This window comes from Rickettsiales bacterium Ac37b, from assembly GCA_000746585.2.
Taxonomy (GTDB): Bacteria; Pseudomonadota; Alphaproteobacteria; order Rickettsiales; family Arcanibacteraceae; genus Ac37b.
Window position 1 is genome coordinate 1,684,086 of record CP009217.2, and the last position, 17,677, is coordinate 1,701,762.

A 17,677-nucleotide genomic window follows, 5' to 3' on the forward strand; every position below is an offset into this window, starting at 1 on the left:
AGTAATACATCCTGTATTGAAAAAGGATTTTGTAGAATATAAAGCAAAAGATAGATTAGCTGAAGCAGTTGCACTCGCAAAAGCCATTAATTTAGAGATTGTACTGGAGGAAATAGTTATTTTATCTAAAATCTCCTCAGCGAGCTTTATAGGGTCTGGTAAGGTTAGTGAATATGCTAATATAATTAAGCAATTAGATGTTACGTTAGTAATTATAGATGAAAAAGTTTCTCCCATACAGCAGCGTAATTTAGAAAAAGCATGGAAATGTAAAGTTATAGAGCGTACTGCGCTTATAATAGAAATTTTTGGTGACAGGGCTAAAACAAAAGAAGGTAAGTTACAAGTAAATTTGGCTCATTTTCAGTATCAAAAAAGTAGGTTAGTGAGAACTTGGACGCATTTGGAAAGACAACGTGGTGGTCATGGTTTTTTAGCAGGGCCAGGAGAAAAGCAAATAGAAGTTGATCGTAGAATCATTACACAGCAGATTACAAAAATTAAACGTGAATTAGAAAAAATAAAATTAACACGTGCTGAACATCGTAAATCGCGCCAAGCAGTGCCATACCCTATAATATCTTTAGTAGGATACACTAATACGGGTAAAACTACTTTATTTAATAGGCTGACAGGCGCTAAATTACTGGCTGCTGATATGCTTTTTGCAACTCTTGATCCAACGATGCGTATTGTAACTTTGCCCTCTCGTAAAAAAATTATTTTATCGGATACAGTTGGATTTATTTCGGATCTTCCAACAGAACTCATAGTGTCATTTAGGGCAACGCTTGAGGAAGTGAAGCAAGCAGATTTAATTTTACATGTCCAAGATATATCTAGTCCAAATAGATTAAAGCAAAAAGAGGAAGTAAACAAGATTTTAGTTAGTCTGGGTACTGAGGATAAAATATATCACCATACTATAGAAGTGTTAAATAAAATGGACTTGTTAGAGGAAACAAAGGAAATTTCTAATTCGGTATCAGATAATGTTTTGTATATATCAGCATCTACTGGAATAAATTGTGATAAGTTATTGGAATATATAGACCATAAATTAAGCATGAATGATAAGGTAATAAAAATAGAAATTGAGAATTTAGATGGTAAAGTATTAGCATGGATTTATAGTAACTCAGCAGTAATAGAACGTCAGGAACAAGAAGATAAAATATACATGTTACTGCGCATTTCAGAAAAGAATTACCAAAAGCTTTTAAAAAATTTTACCGTAAAAATTTTAAACTAACTTTCCAGGATCTTAGCACCTAATAATTTTTATATTACATTAATATTACAACAAAGTTGTAATATTTGGTATTGACTTTATACTTGGGAAGTTTTAACTTTTTAAGTATAGTGAAAATAGCCCGTATTTGATCCACGGAACGAGGGGATAAGCCTACTATAGTCAATTAAGTTGAGAATGGCATAGAGAAGCCATAATCAATAGCATCGCTAAGGTTATTAAAATTAGTAATGATAGGTTTGATTTTAGCTTTTAAATGAGCCCAATATTTTTCAATTGGGTTGAGATCAGGAGAGTAAGGTGGTAAGAATAAAAGTTTACAGCCTATATCTTCTATTAAATTCCTAGTTCTAGCTGACTTATGGAACGTTGCATTATCAAGTATTACAACTTGACCAAATCTTAGTTCGGGCACCAAACACTGACTAACCCACTCGTTAAAAACTTCTGTATTACATGTGCCCTTGAAACACATTGGCGCAATAATTTTCTTCCCAACCTTACCTGCAATAAAGCTTTCTCAATCATGTTTTTTACCTGAGATATCACCATAAACTTTACTTCCTCTGAGACTGTATCCCCAAGAATAGTACAAATAGCTATCAATTCCACTCTCATCAATATAAACTATATCTTCCGCTTTATAGTTTGCGATAGCTGCCAAAAATAATTGCCGTTTTGCTTCATCCCGTTCACGATAGAGTGTGGTCTTTTTTTTCGTGTGATCCCCAAAGTCTTGAATGCCAAACAGATAGCAGCTGTAGACACATTAAAAACCTTTGCAAAATCAGATAATAGCCAATTGCTGTTTTTAGACACCTCGTTTAATAATTTGATTGGATCAAGCTTCTTCCATGGCTTAGCTGCTCGTGTGGCTGCTAAATTCCCGGATTTCGATCTCGATAACCATCTATAAATTGTTCTTTCACCTATGCCAAAAATTCTTGCAGCTTCTTCTCTGGTATAACCTTTATTAACATAGTGAATTACTTTTTTACGTAAATCTAAGGAATATGCCATTGCTTCTACTGTTTTGGGTTTATGAGCTTTTTAATATATCATATATCATGTCTTTATCAACTTAATTTACTATAAAAGCAAACTGAAAAAAGAAAAAGATTCGAGTATAGATCAAATTCAGGAAAAACCTGAAAAAAATAGTTATAAATTAGAATTTTTAAAGGAAAAAGCCCAAAATCATTTAAAGGCTTTTAACATATCTCAAGAAAAAGAGGAAAATAAAAATATAGGGAAAGAAGCTCATGGGCATTTAACTCCTCCAAAGACTCCGAATGTTAAAAAAGCAGAACAGCAAAATAATAAAAATGGCCCAGGTCAAAAAAGAACATAGAGTAATTAAACTATAAAAATAAAGACATGATCTAGCTGCGTCCCGGATTTAAACCATTTACTATATAAATTTATTGATAACAATTTATGTTACCCTAAGAATATTTAAAATATGTAAAGTATAAATTAATATAGTAACGTTTACTTAATATATTAATAATAGAATTTATTTATAGGAAAGTAATATAAAGATTTTTCAATGAGGCCAAAGTGCGTAACATAATCATAAATGGTAAAGATATATTACAAGTTATGGAAGAAAAACCTTTTAAGTTCTTGTATGAAGGAAAATATAAAGAAGCCTATAACTCACTACTTCACTTAAAGAGTAAAAAAAGAAATTTGGAAAAAATAAATTTTGCCTTAGGCTTTATTTGCGAATTAGAAGCAATAGAAGGTACAACCCTTGAGTTAGCAAAGTCATATTACTCTGATGCTATAGAACTCGGTAGTATAGAAGCTAAGATTAGGATGGCTTTTTTGGCTGAGAAAGGTAGAATTCTAAATAGGGAGGAAGCATATATCCTATATAAGGAAATTATAGATCATTATAAATTAAATCATGATAAGCTATCTCACGATGAACTGGTGCGGTTAGAAAAAAATGTAGCATTTGTTTATTATCGTCTTGGCAGAATGTATGAAAAAGGCATGCTTTCCAATGAAGATAATATTAAATCAGAAGCTTTCGAATTATATACTATGTCTTCTGAATTATATACCAAACATAAGTTTAATCATTTAGACAAAGCACGAGTACTTAATAGAATAGGGTGGCTCAAATACGAAAAATTTCTAGAAGCAAGTGATAGAAATTATATTACTGAGCTTAAAGAAGAAATAGAGGTTATTGAAAAAACATTTAAGGAATCAAGTGGTTTAGGTAACAAAGAAGCAAAGCTGGGATTATTAAACATACAAGCGGTTAAACATTTCTTAATCGATTATTCTCCTGAAAGAAATTTAGTGTTAGCTCAATCTTTAATCCAAGATGCTTTAGAGATAAATTCTAATCATTTACCAACACTTTTCCTTGCTGCACAAATTAAAACTATGACATCAACATTTAAAGATCGGACAACATTTGAAGATCAGAAATTAGCTTTAGATTTTATAAGACGAGCTTTAAAAATTGATTCTGCAAATCAAAAAGTAAGAAAAAAATTTGATGAAATTATTAATTTTCACTCTAGCACTTTTGATAAGCCTCTGGAGCAGGAGCTTAACAACTTTGTGAAGGAAATAATAAAAAATGCAGGAAAAAAAGGAGCATCCCAGGATACTATAAATAAAAGCCAAAAATTACAGGAAATATTTTTTCCTGAAGGATATCATTCAGCAAATTGGTTTACAAAACAAATGTATACTCCAGCTTCCCTTGATGAGCATATTAAACAAAAGATTGTAGATTTTATTATAAAGATAAGCCCTGTTATTAATTCTGTTATTAATCAAAATAAATTCTTTAGAGAATTATATAATCCTGAAGATCAACAAAAATTATCTAGAGAAATAGTGAAGGCTCTGCTTGAAAATGAGGAAAACCTTAAGGTAATAAAGCTCATTATTAAAGATAAAGATAGTGATGTTGGGCAGCATGAAAAAGATCATATAACTCAAGAGATTACTGATCAATTTGAGCTTTTTTATAATATAAAAAATAGTAGTAAGAAAGAACATTTGTTGGTTACTAGAGAAGAACATCAATGGATAAGCGCTCAAGAGGAATTTATAAAATTATTTTGTGAGGAATTTAGATTAGAAAGAAATTATATAGAATCTATTGCTAAAGATAAAGCTCTTCCCATGGTAAGTCTTATAGATAAAGTAAAAACTGCAGCAGATAAAATTGCTCTCTTGTCCACTGCTCCACCTTTTTCCTATTTAGGTAATGCTTTAGGAGCGAATCCTGCCCTATCTGCCTTAACAGTTTTTGCTACTGATTATGCGCATGCTCATTATAAGAAAGCTGTGATTTCGAGTTTTAAAGAAGTAGATAAAATGTTGCCACGATCAGAAGAAGCAAATAGGTTAATCTTGGAAATAGCCAAAGAAATAGCATTTAAATATGCACTGCAAATTGCAAATCTTAAAGACTATAATTCTTTAAAGCTGTTAGCTGAAATTACAATAGAACGTATGATATCGCATGCATTTGCTCAAACAGGTATGGTTAAACAAATTGAAGAAAGTATACGTAATAAGGTAAATAATGCTTTAAATTTTGTCCTTGGTAGTTATAAAGAATCAAGACCAGTAAACGCTAAGCAATTATTATATGAGGGCATTTGGTACGGTAAATCTTCTGAAAAAGATAAACGTATAAGGACTGTGGGAGAAAAAAAAGAATTTGAAGATAATTGGCTAGCAGATGGGCTCTTAGAAAGGACAGGTATTATTACTCAGGATAAAAGAATATTTGGTAATATAAAAAATATTACAAAATATGGATGTGCGGTAGGTGATGAAATAGATATAACTCTTAGAAATTTACAACCTGTTGATCAATCAAAACTTAATTTAGAGCTTAAAGAGCTTAAAGAAACGCTAAATAAAATCTCCAGTAAACAGCAAAAAATACACTTTATTATTGATCGAGAACAAAATGTATTAAATAATAAAGGTAATTTAGCTAATATTAAAGCGAGTCATGATACTCAAAATTATAGTACTCTTGTTGCAAAAACTATTATAGCTATAGGTATGTTATCTGGAATGCTTGCTTTAATGATTATGTATGCTCCATTATTATCGGTATTATCTAGCGTAATTCCAGGTTTAATATTAGCTGGAAGTATATTAACTGTAACAGGTGTGGTATTGGGTAAAATTGCTTCTAGTAAGATAGTAGGGAATATTAGTACTGATATAGCGCAAATTAATACTGAAAATAAAGAACAAACAATAAAAGAAATAAGTTTTGACCAAATTCAAGGACCTACTCCTTTAGATAATTATAATGAACTACCTCATAAAAGTTTTAAAATTAGAAAAAGTAGTGGGTTACTCCCTGAAAAACATGTTGCATTTTCTTCTCGAATTTCTTCTAATTCTACACTTGGTTTTCAAGATAAATAAATACTTGTATATAAAATTTATTGTGAAACATTATCCACATAATTTGTGGATAAAAATGTGAGTGATATATATTTTGTTTATATAGATATTTGTTTCAGCTCCTGTCTTTGTTGGTTTTGGTTTATAATATAAGATAAAGGAGCTTTTGGCCCTGATTTTATAATTTCTTCTATATTGTTGGTTGTTGTAAGTCTATTAGCTTTGGTGTCACTCTCTTTACTGGTATGGTCATGTACTTTATCTAAAGTTTTATATGCATTTTTATGTTCATATTCTAAAGTTAATTTCTCAAGTTCTTGAGCAAAATCTTTACTTATTCTAAAAGCACGCCTTTTAGTTTCAGGAGTTAATATTGCACCATGTAATATTAAGCACTTCATAATATCAGTATGATTATCCGCAGCAGCATAATGTAGGGCTGTCTTACCTATATTATCTTTAATATTAGGATCGGCTCCTTGATCTATTAATAATTGCGTTGCTTCAAAATAACCTTTACTAGAAGTAAGATGCAAAGCTGTACGACCGGAAATATTTTGTTGATTAATTGCAGCACCGTGATTTATAAGAAATTCTACTATTTCTTGGTTTCCCATTATAGCTGCATAGTATAATATGGATTCACCCAAATTGTTATGGCAATTTATTGATGCATTATGTTTTATTAGTAATTCTATAATTGGCATATAAGATATTACAACAGCATAATGTAATGGAGTATTTCTAAATGGCAACATGCATGGAGAATTTAGATCAATACTATCTTGTATGCGTCTATTGATAAGGTTTATAAGGTTTTCTTTGCTGTCTTGATATATCCTAATATTTTCAGGAGATTTATTTATAGTAAATTAAGTTGATAAAGACATGATATATGATATATTAAAAAGCTCATAAACCCAAAACAGTAGAAGCAATGGCATATTCCTTAGATTTACGTAAAAAAGTAATTCACTATGTTAATAAAGGTTATACCAGAGAAGAAGCTGCAAGAATTTTTGGCATAGGTGAAAGAACAATTTATAGATGGTTATCGAGATCGAAATCCGGGAATTTAGCAGCCACACGAGCAGCTAAGCCATGGAAGAAGCTTGATCCAATCAAATTATTAAACGAGGTGTCTAAAAACAGCAATTGGCTATTATCTGATTTTGCAAAGGTTTTTAATGTGTCTACAGCTGCTATCTGTTTGGCATTCAAGACTTTGGGGATCACACGAAAAAAAAGACCACACTCTATCGTGAACGGGATGAAGCAAAACGGCAATTATTTTTGGCAGCTATCGCAAACTATAAAGCGGAAGATATAGTTTATATTGATGAGAGTGGAATTGATAGCTATTTGTACTATTCTTGGGGATACAGTCTCAGAGGAAGTAAAGTTTATGGTGATATCTCAGGTAAAAAACATGATTGAGAAAGCTTTATTGCAGGTAAGGTTGGGAAGAAAATTATTGCGCCAATGTGTTTCAAGGGCACATGTAATACAGAAGTTTTTAACGAGTGGGTTAGTCAGTGTTTGGTGCCCGAACTAAGATTTGGTCAAGTTGTAATACTTGATAATGCAACGTTCCATAAGTCAGCTAGAACTAGGAATTTAATAGAAGATATAGGCTGTAAACTTTTATTCTTACCACCTTACTCTCCTGATCTCAACCCAATTGAAAAATATTGGGCTCATTTAAAAGCTAAAATCAAACCTATCATTACTAATTTTAATAACCTTAGCGATGCTATTGATTATGGCTTCTCTATGCCATTCTCAACTTAATTGACTATAATATAACCAAAACAATCTTATATATAGTAAAAACAGTTGAAGTTTGATACAAGGAATGAGGAGCAAAGCCTACTAATTGCTAGGTGAGCAACGAATGACGCCGTATGCAAATTCAAATGTTTTTACTATAGTAGAAATTATTCTCTTATACATAGTGTACTTACAGAAGCTTATTATTATTTAGGGAAGTTGAGAATGACACTAGGAGTGAGAATCCAAAGCCGACTAAATGCTAGATAGGGGACGAACGACAACGTGACCATTCCAACTTCGCTGACTATACTTGGGTACAATTAAATTTTGTTAATTTATAGGTTATAACATAGGAATAATAACTTTTATTTTATAAAATCTGAAGTAAAAATATGATAGTTTTATAATTCTTATATTTACAGCATAATAAACTCCAGTTATAAATCTATAAATAATATAGGTATATAACTTTTAAAGGTATAAGATGTTTAGTGCTATAGCAAGACGTTTATTTGGATCTGTTAATGATAGAGTAATAAAGTCTTTGAAACCATTAGTCGAAGAAATTAATACATTCGAGGAAAGTTTAAAAAATCTTTCTGATCAGGAATTATCTAATAAAACAATAGAATTTAAAGAACAACTTAAAAATGGTGCAAAACTAGATAGCTTGATAGCCCCAGCATTTGCAGTAGTTAGGGAAGCATCTAGAAGGATACTGGGACTTCGTCATTTTGATGTGCAATTAATGGGTGGGATAGTGCTGCATAAAGGTATGATTGCAGAAATGCGTACTGGTGAAGGAAAAACTTTAGTTGCTACTTTATCAACGTATTTGAATGCGTTAACTGGTTATGGGGTGCATGTTATAACTGTTAATGATTATTTAGCTAAGCGTGACTCTGAGTGGATGGGTAAGCTATATAATTTTTTAGGATTAACTGTTGGGTGTTTAGTGCATGGTATTAGTGATGACGATCGTAAAGCAGCCTATAATGCTGATATTACCTATGGTACTAATAATGAATTTGGCTTTGATTATTTACGTGATAATATGAAATATTCACCTGACCATTTTGTACAAAGACCTTTTAATTATGCTATTATTGATGAAGTAGATTCTATTTTAATTGATGAAGCGCGTACACCTTTAATTATTTCAGGTCCTACTGAAGATAATTCAGATTTATATAATAAAATTAATAAGGTCGTATTAAAACTCTCAAATACTGATTACAGTAAAGATGAAAAATCTAAAACTATTACTTTAAATGATGATGGTATTACTAAAGTTGAAACTATTTTACAAGAAATGAAATTGCTAAATAGTGAAAGTAATTTATATGATATGGAAAATTTATCATTAGTGCATCATATAAATCAGGCCCTTAGAGCGCATGAATTATTTAAGCGTGATGTAGATTATATGGTAAAAGATAATAAAATTATGATCATAGATGAATTTACTGGTCGTGTGATGGAGGGACGCAGATATTCTGATGGCTTGCATCAGGCATTAGAAGCTAAAGAGAATGTAACTGTACAGAATGAAAATCAAACCTTAGCATCAATAACATTTCAAAATTATTTTAGATTATATCCTAAGTTGTCAGGCATGACTGGTACTGCGATGACAGAAGCAGCTGAATTTCAAGATATTTATAAGCTTGATGTTGTAGAAATTCCAACACACATGCAAGTAAAACGTAAAGATGAAGAGGATGAAATATATCGTACTGTAAAAGAAAAATATAATGCTATTGTAAATGAAATTGAAAAATCTCATAAAAATGAACAGCCTATTTTAGTTGGTACGGTAAGTATAGAAAAATCAGAATATTTATCATCTTTATTAAAGAAAAAACATATTCCACATCAAGTATTAAATGCTAAATATCATGAACAAGAAGCATTAATTATTGCGCAAGCAGGACGTCCAAAAGCAGTAACTATAGCTACTAATATGGCTGGTCGTGGAACCGATATTATGCTTGGTGGTAATCCTAACATGGTAGAAGCAGAAAAATTTTCGGAAGCTGATTATGAAAGAGATAAATTAGCGGTGCTTGAGGCTGGAGGGTTATTAGTTTTAGGTACAGAAAGGCATGAAAGTAGAAGAATAGATAACCAATTGCGAGGTCGTTCTGGACGTCAAGGTGATCCTGGGCGTACTAAATTTTTCTTATCATTAGAAGATGATTTAATGCGAATTTTTGGGTCTGATAAGATTTCTGGCTTATTACAAAAACTGGGGATGAAGGAAGGGGAGTCTATATTTCATCCAATGATTAGTAGGGCTTTAGAAAAAGCACAATATAAGGTTGAAGTTTTTAATTATGAAACACGCAAAAATCTTTTAAAATTTGATGATGTTATGAATGATCAACGTAAGATCATTTATGAACAACGTATTGAAATTATGGGTAAGGATGATGTAAAAGATACGCTATCTGAAATGTATACAGAGCTTTGTCATCAATTAGTTTCAGAGCATATACCTCCACGTTCTTATGCTGATGAATGGGATGTTGAAGGTTTATCAAAAGAAGTTTATCATTTATTTTCTTTAAATCTTCCTCTAGCTGATTGGATAACAAATGAAAATATTGATGAGCATGGGATTTTAAATCGTATTTTGGAAGAAGTGGAAAATTTCTTTAATAATAAAGAACAAAAATACGGTTTAGATTTAATGAAAATGGCACGAAAAAGATTTTTGCTTATCACTTTAGATCAGCTCTGGAAAGAACATTTATATTCACTAGATCAATTAAGACAAGGTATTAATTTACGGGCATATGGTCAGAGAGATCCTTTACAGGAATATAAGAAAGAAGCATTTATGATGTTTGATAGTATGCTTGTTCATCTTGGAAGATTATTTATAGAGCGTATTGCACATCTTATAATTCATGAGAATAAAGATGAATATGCTATATTGTCTCCAAGTTATGAACCTAAGCATAAAATGCAGGAATCTCGTCTTGATCCAGCTTTATCACATAATAATGTGGAAAAAATTTCTCAAGTGAGAGCAAGAACTCCTAAAGGCGAGTGGAATGAGCATAATCCCAATAGTTGGGGAAGAGTAGGGCGTAATGAAATATGTCCTTGTGGTTCTAATAAAAAGTTTAAATATTGTCATGGTAAACTTCCTGAATTGTCAAGGATGGAATGACCACTTTTTTCTTGCTTATTATTATGCTATTTTCTTTATTATTGCCGCGTTTGCGGTAATAATAAAGAGGTCTTTTTAGCCACGCAACATCTCCACTAAGTGAAAAAGCTATAGTAAAAGAAGTTGAATCCGGGACGCGGTTATAGCTATGGCAATTTAAATATTGCTTTGTTGTTCGTTGCCTACAATAGTATTTCTACGCTTTCTGCCTCACGCCTCGTATTATTTTAATTGCCTTTGCTCTATCTGCCCTCGTCCCAAATACAACTTTGCTAACCTTAACAAAAAGTAGGTTTCACTCATCATTCCTCTCTTCTCAAGAAGCTGAAGAAACTATAACTACCAAGTTACCACTTTCATATCTTTAGCCGTCTTATACTATTTTATGCTTAATATAATCACTTTTTGATAAATAAAAATTACAACTTACAGTATGTATAGATAATTATGTTTACAACCTAAAGTATAGGTAAATATAATATATGCTTTTGGTTACAAATATAAAATTGGATTATAAAATATGATAAAAGAATTAGTAGAGACAATTGCAAATAAAATAGTTAATAATACCCCTTCTGAAGCTGTAGAACTAATAGAAAATATAACAGACACTGATTTGCGTTTTCAAGTAATAAAGGAGCTTAAATCTAAAGCTTCAGAAGTTATGCCTTTAGCCGCAATGGATTATTATGATGTATTATATTGTGTCGATCGAAACCATGTTTATAATAGTCTAAGAGACAGTAATCAACTATATAACCAGGCTTTAGAAAATCAGTCTCTACCAGATAAAGCCACCATGAATGAACTAGAAAAGCATTATAATATATTTTTTTTTAGCATATATAATGCAGTGTATTTATATAAAGAATCTTATCCTTTAATCCAACGTACTCAACTACAAGTTAATATAATACCAAATTTTTTCCCTATCTGGAGTAAATTTATCAATAATATAATATCCGGAATTGAAAACTACTATCAATATTTGTTAATTAATACTCCAACTTTTAAAAAAATAGCCCATATACGAGAAAACAACATCTTGGAGCTTGCGTGGGAAATAGTAGAATTACAAAATAAATTATTAACATTTTACTTCAACACCTATGGTAATAATCTTTTATTCTATTTTAGCATAGACTCCCAACTCTTTAAAATTACAAACGAATCTCGTACCACCCTAGAAATGATTGATTTATATAAAGTAAGACGCAATAAATTATGTCCAAGAATAGTTGCAAATAAAGCTGAAGTTCAGTATCACGACAGGATATTGACCATGAATGATATATTAGAACTAGGGGATCTATCTTTTTTACAAAAAAAATATAGTGACGCTTATGAAGCGTATAATAATCTCCAGGAAATAGCAAAAGAATTCAAGTTAAAGAGGTGGGTATTTTGGTCATCATATAAGTTAGCTATATGTGCTTATACAGAATTATTAGAATTATATACAGAATATAAAGCAAATATTTTTCTTCCCAAAAAAACTTTTTTTTCTGATTTATTAATTAATATAACACGTGTTACTGAAGAATTATTACAAACTTTTGCCTATTTAGAATATAATTTTGATCAGGAATGGAAAGATTTTAATATAAAATTTTCTAAATTAATGCTAGAAATCTTAATAAATACTTTATATATAGACACTATCTTTTTTAAAGAATCTAATCAATTTGCGTTAGAAGCTTTATCATTTCATACCAATATTATAATTTTGCTAAATAATTTATCGCAACATAATGTGAAAGAAATAGAATTAAATTTGCTATTACCTAATATCAAAGAAGTGGAATTAAATTTATCATTACCACATGGCAAAGAAGAAAAACAAAATGGAAAACCAAAGGAAAACAAAAGCCAGATACCAAAAACAAAAGTACAAGTTTTAGAAACAACATTATCACAATATGATGTAGATGAGTTATTTATCCGTTATACTCAAAAACAAAAGGAATTAGATAAATTAGTACCAAATGTGGCAATACCCTTACCAAATGAGACAGCTACCTTACCTAATACATCTAAATCCTGGGAACGAACAATTCTAAAACAAAAGCTAGCAAATAAAATCTCTAGCTTATCTCTAAGTTAATGATGTACAGTTTCAGCTACTCACCTAAAGCAAGTAGCTGAAGCTAAAATTCATATATCTTATTAATCTTAATATTTCTCTAAATCTTGTGGTAGATAAAAAGATTATTTTGAATATAATAAAATGTATAATTCAAAATATTAAAATTAGCTTATGAATCAAAAAATATTTCAATATATTATAGCAAATAAAAAAATTGTTCATAGAAAGATTGAGAGGCCACTTCCTGATAAAAATGAAGTGCTAATTAAAGTTAAAGCTGCAGGAATTAATAGGGCTGATTTGCTTCAAGTAGAAGGCAAATACTTTGCACCAGAGAATTATGAAAACTTACCTGGATTAGAAGTTGCTGGAGAAATTGTTCAAATCGGGAATGAAGTAAATCACTTTAATATAGGTGAAAAAGTTTGCGGATTATTACCAGGCGGCGGTTACTCTGAATATGTAATATTAAATCAAGACATATTATTACCTATACCTTCAAGCTTAAGCTACCTTGAAGCAGCCTCCTTGCCTGAAAGCGTATATAGTTTTATTTGAATTTTTTTTGGCCTAACTCTATTTTTAAACCTAACGATAAACTATTAGTGACAGGAGGTGCAAGCGGAATTAGTACACTTGCTATTCAACTAGCTAAATCATATAATATGCATGTGTGCGCACTTGTTTCTAATGAAGAAAAAAAAGAATTTTGTCAAAAATTAGGAGCGGATTTAATTATAAATTATAGAAAAGAAAATTTTGTACATGCTTTAAAATTATCAAATTTTTCTCCTGATCTAGTTTTAGACATGTATGGAGGAGAATTTATTGAAAAATATTTACACCTTATCAATTATGAAGGAAAAATCTTATTGATAGGTGTTATGAATAACAGCATTGCTTCCTTTTCTGTTGGAAGGCTATTAATGAAAAATGGTTCAATTATAAGCAAAACTCTACGTTCTCAAACTACTCAAACTAAAATAAAAATGACTAAAGGATTGCTCCACAAAGTTTGGCCCCTAATAGAACAAAATAAAATAAAACCATATGTAAGTAAAGTTTTTTCCTTTGAACAAATAGAAGAAGCACATAATTTTATGCAGTTAAATAAGCATTTTGGTAAAATAGTATTATCAAATGTTTAAACTCTGTGATTCATATTTTATACATTTTTTATCTAGATTAAAAACTAGACTTGTATATTCAGGTAGAGTATTTTCATAGTTCACAATAGGGGCATTGTCACCTACATCAAAAAACCCTACCAAAAACAGAATATCATAGCTGAGCTTGAACAAGCTTTAAAGGTAAAACATGGCACTTGATTTTATCTTTTAAAGATATATTTTTATATCAGTTGGTGGTATTTTTCTTACGTTTAGTAGGTTTGCTTTTGATAGGTGGAATAAAAGTATCTTTTACTTCCTCGTTATATGTATCTACCATATTTGTATGTATATTTGGCTGATTAAAGAATCTGCGATCCCTACGTCGGTAAACCCGTATGCCTGAACGTATATACTTTTAGTCGCCTGATTTATCGTTTCAGTTATTACTTTGCTACAACCAGATGGTGGAGTAAAGCATGTAGAAATTCTAATAGGTGGTATAATATTATTATTTGCTTCTTTAATGGTAGGTGAAGGTATTTGTTCCTGATTTGATGACAACGCAGAGTTATTATTAGTAAAACTTGATAATGAATTACATGCTGTTACTCCTATCATTATTCCTACAATAAGAGAAAAAGTAATATTACGCACTTTAGATTTATGGGCTAGTTTTCTTTTACTCATATTAAAACTCAATATATGAAATTATAGATGTTAAGATGATTACTAATAGACATTATTGCTTCCATTATAGCAAGTATTCCAGTTAAAATTTTATCAACTTTATCATTTCTTACTGCTTAATCAAAAGGTTCATTGTAAGCAAAACTATAGAAATAAATATAAGAGAATAGTAGCAATTTGTTATGATAATAATATTAATAATATAGATTTTAGCCAAGCAATGGTACTCCAAGGTTTAGTTCTAGCCTATAGAAGATATTCAAAAAAATATGTTATAGATACAATATTCCCAAAAGCTAAAACTTGGTTTCTGGAACAGCCAGTTTATTTTTCCTTGAAAATGGCGGCAGCAACATTGATACTTGAACTTTAAGAAAAGTAAAAATCTCTTATTTTTTCAACTGTATAAATTAGTATTTTCTGAATAATTGACAAACCAAGTTAATCAAATCACTCATCCCAGAATCTATTAAGCCTACAACCTTATAGCTATATTAAATTATTCTCCAGAATCTAACTCAAACCCAGGAAGTTTTAGGTCTTTGTTATCCTTGGAGATGGTTTTGTTAACATTGTTTTCCTCTTGAATTATAGGATTGTCAGTAACAAACTTACCAGCTATCTTGGCGTGTTTTTCTAACTCATCTATTACCCAAGTAACCCACTCCTTATGTTCTTCAATAGTCGGATAAGAAAAATTACATGTATCTGCTATCCATTTTGATGGAAATTCTTCTAATGCTAGAATTTCCCTTCCTTGCTTGATGGTTTCCATTATATATTTAGCTTCAAAGGTTTCGATATATCTCTTAATTGTACCAAGATCAAGTTGCGTTCCAAATTCTTTTGGCGACAAATTTTCAGGTTTTTCAAGATCAAGATAAGTGTCTTCTAGGAAATATCCTAAAAGACATGAAATCCAATCATATTTGTTTGAAAAAAATCTATGTTGATCAATATCCATAGTTCACTCCACTGGAAAAGAAGTTATAATTTTAGGACCATCTTGAGTTTTAAGTATTCGAACAACAGCTTTATTTCTAGGGGTTAACCTAGTTTCTCCTGGTTTTAAACCTTCTCCTATATTTTCTGTAAAACTTCCTATAAATTCCTGACTTTTGCCCACAGCAGCATTCTTTATCCAATCTACAAATGCCTTTTCATTCTGTTCTAGAATTCCCTTTACTACCTTATTAGCTGTTTCATAATCTGGGTAGGTGGTAGATCCAGTTAAATCTTTTCCTGTTTTTTGCTTATGCTCAGCAAATCTTCCACTCAAATAATCTATATCCCTACCAATGTGTTTATATTCAGTATGCCCTTTATGTGCCTGACCTTCGTGATTCTTGATATCAAAGTCAGTAAAATCTATTTTCCCATTATTATCTATTTTGATTTTATATAAAATAGACATATCCACATCAGAATCAGGGATTTCAAAGCCTTGGTCTACTGACTGTTTGCTGGTTGGGATTGGCGTGTGCAAAATTTTAATGCCTTCTGCTTCAGGCATTGGTGTGGACAGGATTTTGCCTTCCTCTTGATGTATTGGCGTGCTCAGTATGCTTCCCTCATTCTTATGCTCGGGGGTATAAATAATATTGCCCTTATTCACTTCGGTGAGTATGGCATGGTACACAGTAATTGCCGTACCAACTAAGAGCGCGCTACATACTGGGTTTGATAAGCAGTAACTAACTGCTAAAACTGCTGGCGTTGCCGGACCAAAAGCATGAGATGTTTGGATTATGCTATCACTAATTTTAGCAAATAGACTCTTTTCAGTAGGGTTTGCTTGATTATATAAATCTGTCATAATCTCTTTACGGCGCTCAGGGCTTGCATTTCTTAACTGATCCACAAATTTATGCAGTTCCTTTTTCATCGCATCTTTATCAAGGCCCGAAGCTTTGATTTCATCAACTGCGCGGTCAATTGCTGCATGATCCGCATTATAAGCACTTGCTCCTGCTTTGGAAGCTATATAGTTACTATCTTGAGCTCCAGCTGGAAACTTATTCTGCCCTTGTGTATGATGATTATCATTTGCTTGCTTTGATGGATTATATTTAGCGCCATTTGGCAGTTTAATCGTAGTTTCAGCTTGGATTTTGTCTGGGTTTTTAATGCCATTTAGCTTAGCTAATTCCTCAACTGTTGTACCATGGTTTTTGGCAATTTGAGATAAGGTATCACCCTGCTTTACTTCATAGGAAGTTGGTTTATTATTGTCGTTAGCTCCTCCACCATTATTATCGCCAGTTGCAATAAACTCGCTAGTATCTTTTGCTTTTTCAATTTATCTATAGTCAATTAAGTTGAGAATAGCATAGAGAAGCCATAATCAATAGCATCGCTAAGGTTATTAAAATTAGTAATGATAGGTTTGATTTTAGCTTTTAAATGAGCCCAATATTTTTCAATTGGGTTGAGATCAGGAGAGTAAGGTGGTAAGAATAAAAGTTTACAGCCTATATCTTCTATTAAATTCCTAGTTCTAGCTGACTTATGGAACGTTGCATTATCAAGTATTACAACTTGACCAAATCTTAGTTCGGGCACCAAACACTGACTAACCCACTCGTTAAAAACTTCTGTATTACATGTGCCCTTGAAACACATTGGCGCAATAATTTTCTTCCCAACCTTACCTGCAATAAAGCTTTCTCAATCATGTTTTTTACCTGAGATATCACCATAAACTTTACTTCCTCTGAGACTGTATCCCCAAGAATAGTACAAATAGCTATCAATTCCACTCTCATCAATATAAACTATATCTTCCGCTTTATAGTTTGCGATAGCTGCCAAAAATAATTGCCGTTTTGCTTCATCCCGTTCACGATAGAGTGTGGTCTTTTTTTTCGTGTGATCCCCAAAGTCTTGAATGCCAAACAGATAGCAGCTGTAGACACATTAAAAACCTTTGCAAAATCAGATAATAGCCAATTGCTGTTTTTAGACACCTCGTTTAATAATTTGATTGGATCAAGCTTCTTCCATGGCTTAGCTGCTCGTGTGGCTGCTAAATTCCCGGATTTCGATCTCGATAACCATCTATAAATTGTTCTTTCACCTATGCCAAAAATTCTTGCAGCTTCTTCTCTGGTATAACCTTTATTAACATAGTGAATTACTTTTTTACGTAAATCTAAGGAATATGCCATTGCTTCTACTGTTTT

13 protein-coding genes and 2 pseudogenes are annotated in these 17,677 nt (G+C 31.3%); 7 read left to right on the forward strand and 8 right to left on the reverse strand.

Features of this window, described 5'->3' with window-relative positions; genetic code table 11:
* Window positions 1-16: 16 nt before the first annotated feature.
* On the forward strand, window positions 17-1,252 hold the full coding sequence (gene hflX / locus NOVO_08305; GenBank protein AIL65987.1) for a GTP-binding protein HflX: 1,236 nt from the start codon (window positions 17-19) through the stop codon (window positions 1,250-1,252).
* Window positions 1,253-1,418: 166 nt separating this feature from the next.
* Here hflX and NOVO_08310 read toward each other — a convergent pair whose 3' ends face one another.
* Complete coding sequence (locus NOVO_08310; GenBank protein AIL65988.1) at window positions 1,419-1,727, reverse strand: hypothetical protein; 309 nt, start codon at window positions 1,725-1,727, stop codon at window positions 1,419-1,421.
* Window positions 1,728-1,879: 152 nt separating this feature from the next.
* Window positions 1,880-2,272, reverse strand: coding sequence for a Transposase (locus NOVO_08315; GenBank protein ID AIL65989.1), 393 nt, complete (start codon window positions 2,270-2,272; stop codon window positions 1,880-1,882).
* A 540-nt stretch (window positions 2,273-2,812) separates the two neighbouring features.
* Between NOVO_08315 and NOVO_08320 the strand changes: the two genes are divergently transcribed.
* Window positions 2,813-5,680, forward strand: a complete 2,868-nt coding sequence (locus NOVO_08320) for a hypothetical protein (protein ID AIL65990.1) — start codon at window positions 2,813-2,815, stop codon at window positions 5,678-5,680.
* A 77-nt stretch (window positions 5,681-5,757) separates the two neighbouring features.
* Here the strand turns inward: NOVO_08320 and NOVO_08325 are convergent, their stop codons facing one another.
* Complete coding sequence (locus NOVO_08325; protein ID AIL65991.1) at window positions 5,758-6,417, reverse strand: Ankyrin repeat protein; 660 nt, start codon at window positions 6,415-6,417, stop codon at window positions 5,758-5,760.
* Window positions 6,418-6,596: 179 nt separating this feature from the next.
* Here NOVO_08325 and NOVO_08330 point away from each other — a divergent pair, with 179 nt between their 5' ends.
* From NOVO_08330 to NOVO_08355, 5 genes and pseudogenes are all read left to right on the forward strand, one after another.
* Window positions 6,597-6,989 (forward strand): Transposase, encoded by a 393-nt coding sequence (locus NOVO_08330; GenBank protein AIL65992.1) that lies wholly within the window; start codon window positions 6,597-6,599, stop codon window positions 6,987-6,989.
* Between the two features lie 152 nt (window positions 6,990-7,141).
* The gene (locus tag NOVO_08335; protein ID AIL65993.1) at window positions 7,142-7,450 is read left to right on the forward strand and encodes a hypothetical protein; all 309 of its coding nucleotides are present in this window, start codon (window positions 7,142-7,144) and stop codon (window positions 7,448-7,450) included.
* Window positions 7,451-7,916: 466 nt separating this feature from the next.
* A complete protein-coding gene (gene secA_2 / locus NOVO_08340) occupies window positions 7,917-10,610 on the forward strand; it encodes a Protein translocase subunit SecA (GenBank protein ID AIL65994.1) in 2,694 nt (897 codons plus the stop codon).
* 520 nt (window positions 10,611-11,130) lie between these two features.
* Entirely contained in the window at window positions 11,131-12,714 is a 1,584-nt protein-coding gene (locus NOVO_08345) for a hypothetical protein (GenBank protein ID AIL65995.1), read from the forward strand.
* Window positions 12,715-12,867: 153 nt separating this feature from the next.
* Window positions 12,868-13,844 (forward strand): annotated as a pseudogene (locus NOVO_08355) (Zinc-type alcohol dehydrogenase-like protein; disrupted).
* A gap of 294 nt (window positions 13,845-14,138) precedes the next feature.
* Here the strand turns inward: NOVO_08355 and NOVO_08360 are convergent.
* The 5 genes and pseudogenes from NOVO_08360 to NOVO_08380 form a co-directional block, all read right to left on the reverse strand.
* Window positions 14,139-14,495: pseudogene (locus NOVO_08360) on the reverse strand (Phospholipase D precursor; partial).
* A 499-nt stretch (window positions 14,496-14,994) separates the two neighbouring features.
* Window positions 14,995-15,459 carry a hypothetical protein gene (locus NOVO_08365; protein ID AIL65996.1) on the reverse strand — a complete coding sequence of 155 codons (465 nt, stop codon included), beginning with the start codon at window positions 15,457-15,459 and terminating at the stop codon, window positions 14,995-14,997.
* Between the two features lie 3 nt (window positions 15,460-15,462).
* The gene (locus NOVO_08370) at window positions 15,463-16,380 is read right to left on the reverse strand and encodes a hypothetical protein (GenBank protein ID AIL65997.1); all 918 of its coding nucleotides are present in this window, start codon (window positions 16,378-16,380) and stop codon (window positions 15,463-15,465) included.
* Between the two features lie 428 nt (window positions 16,381-16,808).
* Window positions 16,809-17,117 (reverse strand): hypothetical protein, encoded by a 309-nt coding sequence (locus tag NOVO_08375; protein ID AIL65998.2) that lies wholly within the window; start codon window positions 17,115-17,117, stop codon window positions 16,809-16,811.
* A 152-nt stretch (window positions 17,118-17,269) separates the two neighbouring features.
* Complete coding sequence (locus NOVO_08380; GenBank protein AIL65999.1) at window positions 17,270-17,662, reverse strand: Transposase; 393 nt, start codon at window positions 17,660-17,662, stop codon at window positions 17,270-17,272.
* Between the last annotated feature and the right edge of the window lie 15 nt (window positions 17,663-17,677).

Bases quoted from the DNA above. Each gene is read 5' to 3' on its own strand.
- NOVO_08310 (AIL65988.1), bottom strand. From the start codon at position 1,727: ATGTGTTTCAAGGGCACATGTAATACAGAAGTTTTTAACGAGTGGGTT.
- NOVO_08315 (AIL65989.1), bottom strand. From the start codon at position 2,272: ATGGCATATTCCTTAGATTTACGTAAAAAAGTAATTCACTATGTTAAT.
- NOVO_08325 (AIL65991.1), bottom strand. From the start codon at position 6,417: ATGTTGCCATTTAGAAATACTCCATTACATTATGCTGTTGTAATATCT.
- NOVO_08330 (AIL65992.1), top strand. From the start codon at position 6,597: ATGGCATATTCCTTAGATTTACGTAAAAAAGTAATTCACTATGTTAAT.
- NOVO_08335 (AIL65993.1), top strand. From the start codon at position 7,142: ATGTGTTTCAAGGGCACATGTAATACAGAAGTTTTTAACGAGTGGGTT.
- secA_2 (AIL65994.1), top strand. From the start codon at position 7,917: ATGTTTAGTGCTATAGCAAGACGTTTATTTGGATCTGTTAATGATAGA.
- NOVO_08345 (AIL65995.1), top strand. From the start codon at position 11,131: ATGATAAAAGAATTAGTAGAGACAATTGCAAATAAAATAGTTAATAAT.
- NOVO_08365 (AIL65996.1), bottom strand. From the start codon at position 15,459: ATGGATATTGATCAACATAGATTTTTTTCAAACAAATATGATTGGATT.
- NOVO_08370 (AIL65997.1), bottom strand. From the start codon at position 16,380: ATGAAAAAGGAACTGCATAAATTTGTGGATCAGTTAAGAAATGCAAGC.
- NOVO_08375 (AIL65998.2), bottom strand. From the start codon at position 17,117: ATGTGTTTCAAGGGCACATGTAATACAGAAGTTTTTAACGAGTGGGTT.
- NOVO_08380 (AIL65999.1), bottom strand. From the start codon at position 17,662: ATGGCATATTCCTTAGATTTACGTAAAAAAGTAATTCACTATGTTAAT.